Origin of the sequence: Microbulbifer okhotskensis (assembly GCF_023895975.1) — a bacterium.
GTDB lineage: Bacteria > Pseudomonadota > Gammaproteobacteria > Pseudomonadales > Cellvibrionaceae > Microbulbifer > Microbulbifer okhotskensis.
The window spans coordinates 54,485-60,806 of the sequence record NZ_JALBWM010000017.1; the positions used below are offsets into that span (position 1 = coordinate 54,485).

4 protein-coding genes and 1 pseudogene are annotated in these 6,322 nt (G+C 48.3%); 4 read left to right on the forward strand and 1 reads right to left on the reverse strand.

From position 1 onward, the window contains the following. The first annotated feature begins 50 nt into the window (after positions 1 to 50). The 4 genes and pseudogenes from dapE to MO867_RS06325 form a co-directional block, all read left to right on the forward strand. Positions 51 to 1,184, forward strand: coding sequence for a succinyl-diaminopimelate desuccinylase (dapE, locus tag MO867_RS06310; RefSeq protein ID WP_252465403.1), 1,134 nt, complete (start codon positions 51 to 53; stop codon positions 1,182 to 1,184). Between the two features lie 145 nt (positions 1,185 to 1,329). Beyond that, entirely contained in the window at positions 1,330 to 3,384 is a 2,055-nt protein-coding gene (locus MO867_RS06315; RefSeq protein WP_252465404.1) for a S9 family peptidase, read from the forward strand. A gap of 117 nt (positions 3,385 to 3,501) precedes the next feature. Beyond that, positions 3,502 to 4,791 carry an alpha/beta hydrolase family protein gene (locus MO867_RS06320; RefSeq protein WP_252465405.1) on the forward strand — a complete coding sequence of 430 codons (1,290 nt, stop codon included), beginning with the start codon at positions 3,502 to 3,504 and terminating at the stop codon, positions 4,789 to 4,791. A gap of 18 nt (positions 4,792 to 4,809) precedes the next feature. Beyond that, positions 4,810 to 5,457, forward strand: a pseudogene (locus MO867_RS06325) (S9 family peptidase); the annotation flags it as partial. Between the two features lie 88 nt (positions 5,458 to 5,545). On the opposite strand, the gene MO867_RS06330 reads toward MO867_RS06325, so the two are convergent. After that, a complete protein-coding gene (locus MO867_RS06330) occupies positions 5,546 to 6,004 on the reverse strand; it encodes a Spy/CpxP family protein refolding chaperone (RefSeq protein ID WP_252465407.1) in 459 nt (152 codons plus the stop codon). Between the last annotated feature and the right edge of the window lie 318 nt (positions 6,005 to 6,322).

Here is a 6,322-nt window from a genome sequence, read left to right on the forward strand (position 1 = left end):
AGCAAACACTTCCCCGCACGACTCACCCACCCAATACAAGGAAAGCCCCCGTGACTCCCACACTCCAACTTGCCTTTGACTTGATTCGCCGCCGATCTATCACTCCTGAAGATGCAGGCTGCATGGACCTGATGACCCAACGCCTGGAAAAAATAGGGTTCCAAATGACAAAGCTGCGCCGGGGAGACACCGATAATTTCTGGGCTGTGCGCAATGGGGCCAGCCAAGGCCCCCTGTTAGCCTTTGCTGGCCACACCGATGTCGTTCCCACTGGCCCCGAAGAAAACTGGAGCTACCCACCGTTCACACCAGAGATTCGCGACGGATTCCTGTATGGACGCGGCGCTGCGGACATGAAGGGATCACTGGCAGCCATGGTGGTAGCTTGCGAGGAATTTATTGCAGCAAATCCCAACCACAGCGGGCGCATAGCATTTCTGATCACCAGCGACGAAGAGGGGCCGGCAACCAACGGCACTGTCAAAGTGGTTGAATGGCTTGAGGAGCAGGGTGAGAAAATCGACTGCTGTATTGTCGGTGAACCTTCCAGCAGTGATCGCGTCGGCGATGTCATCAAAAACGGGCGCAGGGGTTCCCTGGGTTTAGAGCTAAAAATTCTCGGCATTCAGGGCCATGTGGCCTACCCACACCTAGCAGAAAACCCAATACACACACTCGCCCCAGCGCTTTCGGCGCTCGCCGCCGAAGAGTGGGATCAGGGAAACCAGTCCTTCCCCGCGACCAGCTTCCAGGTTTCCAATATCAATGGAGGCACAGGCGCAACCAATGTTATCCCAGGTGAGGTTGAGGTATTGTGCAACTGGCGCTTTTCAACCGAATTAACAGCCGGAGATCTGGAGACCAGAGCCCGTGCAATTCTGGACAAACACAACCTCAGGTACCAAGCGAATTTTAAATTATCCGGATTGCCCTTTCTCACCGCCGAGGGGCCCCTGGTTCAGGCAACCCAGCAGGCGATTCTTAGAATCACCGGGGAAAAAACGGAGCTTTCGACCGCCGGGGGTACTTCCGATGGCCGTTTTATCGCACCGACTGGAGCGCAAGTCGTAGAACTGGGACCCGTAAATGCCACCATCCACAAAGTGGATGAGAGGGTCAAAGCCGATCATCTGGATCTGCTTAAAGATATTTATCGAGAAGTACTAGGGGAACTACTTACCTAAAAACCTTGCACCCTCGCCAATAATTCAGCGGCTACTAGCTACACGCTCCATCCCGCCAAAAGTACAGGTCAGCTTATTAGACGCTCCCCAAAACTCGCCTGCGGTATGCTCTCTCTAACAACGACAATGGAGGAACTCGCAGGCCATGAACCACCTAATAAAACTCGTTACAGCGATGCTTGTCACCAGCCCGGCGCTAGCCAGCGATCAAATACCCAATTTCAGCTACGAAGACGTATTCAATCTGGAGTATGCCAGCAGCCCACAGTTCAGCGATGACGGAAAGAGGATTTACTACGTCCGCAATTCCATGAACAAAATGGCGGACGGCAAACGTGCAAATCTCTGGCGTATCGGTAGCGATGGAAAAGATCACCGCCCACTGACCTCTGGAGATGACTCAAATTATTCCCCACGATTATCGCCAGATGGCAAAACACTTGCCTTCATTAGTACCCGCAGCGGTAGTCCACAGATCCACTTGCTCTGGCTGGACAATGGCCAAAATCTGCAAATCACCCATTTGCCCAAATCACCATCAAATATCCAGTGGTCCGGAGATGGCAAGCAGATCGCCTTCACCATGTTTGTACCGGAAAGCAAACCCCTGCCAGTACAACTCCCCAGCACTCCGGAAGGTGCTGAGTGGGCTGAGCCACCCCAATTTATCGATAGCAGTATCTATCGCTCAGATGGGATGGGCTATTTAAAACAGGGACATGTACAGGTTTTTGTTATCCCCCGCGAGGGCGGCACCCCTCGCCAGCTCACCGATGGTGAATTCGATCATCACAGCAGCCTCGCTTGGAGCAAAGGTAACGACGCCGTTTATTTTTCTGCCAACCGTCACCCCGATCACGAGATCGAGTTGATGAACTCAGAAATTTACAAGGTGAGCCTGAAAGATGGCACTATCGAGCAAATCACTGAACGCTATGGCCCAGACCATCACCCGCAAATGTCCCCCGACGGCAAGCAGCTAGCCTATCTGGGCTTTGAAGACCAAAAACTCGGGTATCAGCAGCATTCCTTGCGTATCCTGGATCTCAATAGCGGCCAATCTCGCAAAGTGAAAACTGCTAAGGATCGCAGTATTTCAAGCTTTCACTGGCTTGGTGACAGCAAGCGTATCGCTTATAGCTATGATGATCACGGCTCCACTAAAATCGCTATTAAGAAAATTGGTGCAGGCGAAACCCTAATGGCCAGCGATGCGGGAGGCCTGTCTCTGGGGCGCCCTTATGCCGGAGCCAGTTTTGCGGTATCCAAACGCGGGGAAATTGCTTACACACGAACCAATACACAGCACCCGGCCGAACTGTCACTGGCCCGCAATGGCAAGGTCCAGGCATTAACCAACCTCAATGAGGATTTGATACCGCTGCGCCATATGGCGCATGTAGAAGAGATCAACTACAAATCCAGCTTTGACGGCCGCAATATCCAGGGCTGGGTTGCCTACCCGCCGAATTTTGACCCAGAGAAAAAATACCCCCTTTTACTGGAGATTCACGGAGGCCCCTTCTCTAATTATGGTCCCAGGTTTGCCGCTGAAGTCCAGCTATTTGCCGCTGCAGGCTATGTGGTTCTCTATACCAATCCCCGTGGCTCCACCAGTTATGGCCACGAGTTTGCCAATCTGATTCATCATAACTACCCAAGTCAGGATTACGATGACCTAATGGCTGGAGTCGATGCTGTCATTGCTCAAGGCTATATTGATGAGGATCAATTATTTGTAACCGGCGGCAGTGGCGGCGGCACTCTTACCGCATGGATTATCGGTAAAACTGACCGCTTCAGAGCTGCCGTTGTCGCTAAGCCAGTAATCAACTGGGAGAGTTTCGTTTTAACCGCTGATTACTCCAGGTTCTTTACCACATACTGGTTCTCGGGAATGCCCTGGGAAAAACCTGAAGAGTATCGTCGCCGTTCGCCGCTCACTTATGTTGGAAACGTAACCACCCCCACAATGCTGTTAACAGGGGTCGAGGATTACCGCACACCAATGTCTGAAACAGAGCAGTTCTATCAAGCACTCAAGCTGAATAATGTAGACGCCTCAATGGTGCGTATCCCCGGTGCATCCCACAGCATAACTGCCAGACCCAGCCAAATGGTGGCGAAAGTGGCATCGATTCTATACTGGTTTGATCAGTACAAGCCTGATCGAGAGAGCGAGGATCTAGTGAGGAATTAAGTTAACTACCATTACATATACAAACCTCCGCGGGCTCAACGAGCCCGCAATTCCATCAACTTGTTGCCCCCCCCCATCTAACACATAATGACTCCCACTAACTATAGGGATGAAATTATGCGAGTAATTCTATTTGTATTTTCACTTTGGCCTAGTCTGGTACTTTCCGCTCAAGTAACTCTAGAGGACTTGGTTCGCCACACAGAAGTCGAAGAGGTCAAAATTTCCCCGACCGGAACTCACTTAGCTATTAGGAAGCTACATGAAGGTGAGCGCGTACTTATATTTATGTCCATTAAACCACTCAAAGTTACTGGGCTACTACGATTCAGGGGTTCGGAAGAGGTTGGGGATTTCTATTGGGCAAACGACGAGAGAGTCGTAGCGGAAGTAATGTCACGAAAGGCAGCACTAGAAGCCCCCGTTGTATATGGATCTCTGTATGCCATTAACTCTGATGGCACAAAGGCAAAAAATATTTTTGGGTATCTAGCCGGCGAGCGCCAAGTTGGAACTCGCTTTAAGAAGGCGAAGGCAACCTATGCGCATGCGACAATTATTGACCCACTACTAAATAACAAAAATGAAATCCTAATATCCACTCGCCCCTGGGCGAGAAATCAGGAATCCATCGGTGAAGTACTGAGGCTCAACATCTATAAAGGAACCAATAAACATTTTGCACGGCTCCCACAAATTGACGGGCGCGCTTATACTGACGGAGCAGGCAATCTAATCTATGCGGACGGTACAGACAAAGACAATAACTATCAATTATTTTCCAGATCATCCCAAAACTGGCAAAAAATTGACTCCTCAATCATGGCTTCTGCAACACCTTTAGGTTTTGATCCTAACTCAAAAGAGGCTTATCTAGCCATAAGCCCTGAGTCACAAACAAAAGCCCTAATCAAGGTTAAACATGGCAGTGAAGATTACTCAATAATATTTCAACATGCCAGAACAGACCTCCACGGCATTATCTACCCACCAAATTCTTACAAACCTCTCGGTGTCTATTTGCATCCAGAGTACCCTGTGGAGCACTTTTTCGATGAAGGTGAAGGTTTTTCTGCATTTTTTCGAGGACTGAAAAGAGCATTTCAAGATTACCGGATCGGTTTTACCAGCTTTACGAGCGACGGTTCTCTAGGTGTGTTGAAAGTACATGGCGATCGCTTACCAGGCGACTACTATCTAGTAAATCTCAAATCCAAATCTGTTGATTTCTTAATTTCATCGGCGAACTGGCTGGAACCTGAACAACTAAACCCAATGCTAGCCGATTCTTTCACTACCGAGGATAAATTTCAGGTAGGGGTATACTTAACCTTCCCGAAGAACTCCAAGAAAAAGAATCCGATGGTTGTCTTACCCCACGGAGGGCCTCATTCCCGCGATTATTAGGGATACAACCAGAATGCACAGATCCTGTCACAAAATGGATACTTGGTTCTTCAGGTAAATTTCCGCGGCTCTACCGGTTACGGTGATGGCTTCTATACTGCGGGAATTCGCGAGTGGGGTGGAAAAATTCAAAAAGACATCTCAGAGGCAGTTAATTGGGCCATAGAGAAAGGATATGCTGACCCAAACCGTATCTGTATCTATGGAGCTAGTTTTGGAGGCTACTCAGCGCTTATGAACCCTATTCGTTATCCAAATTTATACAAATGTGCAGCCGGTTATGTAGGTGTGTACGATTTAGAAATGATGTACTCAGAAGGGGATATCAAAAAGAGGGAACGCGGAATCAGCTATCTCAACAGAGAATTAAGTAAAGATAAAGATTTCCTCAAACGCAACTCTCCCGTATACAGTGCAGACAAACTCAATCTTCCAATTTTCCTGATTCATGGCGAGCAAGATGAACGGGCTCCCATCGAGCATGCTGAAGCCCTTGTTAAAGAATTTGCAAAAATGAATAAACCCATCAAAACTTTATTTGTGGAAAGAGAGGGCCACGGTTTCTATTTGGAAGAAAATGAAATGAAACTCTACACTGAGCTTTTGAACTTCCTTGACCAACACATAGGCGTTGGTGCAACTGAAGAAGCTTCAGTCGAGGGCTAAAGAACTCGTTCGGCTGTGTTGCCCTCTAACACTCAGGGCAACACCATAGTATTTTCAATCTGTCCGTTACTCCTGAAAGAAGCTACAATTAGCCGTGGTCGTGAAACGCCTTACCCTTTTTCATATGGCGCTTTTTCTTTTCTGCCTTCAAACTTTCCAGTTTAGCCAGCTGTTCTTCCGTTAAAACTGACTCGAACCGTTCAAGCATCTGGTTGCGCCGCTGCATTTTCGCGACCTCTAGCTTACCCAACTCTGCTCCCAAGTTTGCCAGTGTCGCCTGATCGGCACCCGACTGGATCGCTTCACGAATTTCGCCACGCAATTTATGCATTTGCTCACGTTGGGCCAGCTTACTTTCTCGACGAGCCCCTCGATATTCCTTCAGCTCCGCTCTTTGCGCTTCGGTCAGCTGTAATTCCTTGGCAATTTTTTCTGGACCTTGAGCTCGACCGTGTGCACGGGCATTATCGCATGCCATACTCACGGCCGGTACAACCATGACACCTGCCAATGCAAAACTACCTACTACCATTTTCCAGTTTTTCATCGATCAACACTCTTGTTTACAATCAGTAAACACATGGTAAATGGCTACTGTGTAAACAGGGGATAACTGTAGTAAATGTTTGTTAAGAATATTCAAAAGCTGTTGTAGGAGAGAACAGCCGAGCTAGTGCAAATAGGAAAGATCGTCGTAATAATCGGCGGAACGCAAGATATAGGAAAAAATATTTAAAGCCCTACCACTGGAAAAATTAATTTCCGGGAGCGGCAGTAATAAATACTATAGGCCTTAGGACTCCAGCAATTGGTAGTGTTCAGAATTCTGTGTCATTTCTTTACTATTAGCAAAAAAGAGATGACC

What these genes read in the sequence shown, in the direction of transcription:
- MO867_RS06315 (WP_252465404.1), top strand. Translation starts at nt 1,330, where the DNA reads ATGAACCACCTAATAAAACTCGTTACAGCGATGCTTGTCACCAGCCCG.
- MO867_RS06330 (WP_252465407.1), bottom strand. Translation starts at nt 6,004, where the DNA reads ATGAAAAACTGGAAAATGGTAGTAGGTAGTTTTGCATTGGCAGGTGTC.
- MO867_RS06320 (WP_252465405.1), top strand. Translation starts at nt 3,502, where the DNA reads ATGCGAGTAATTCTATTTGTATTTTCACTTTGGCCTAGTCTGGTACTT.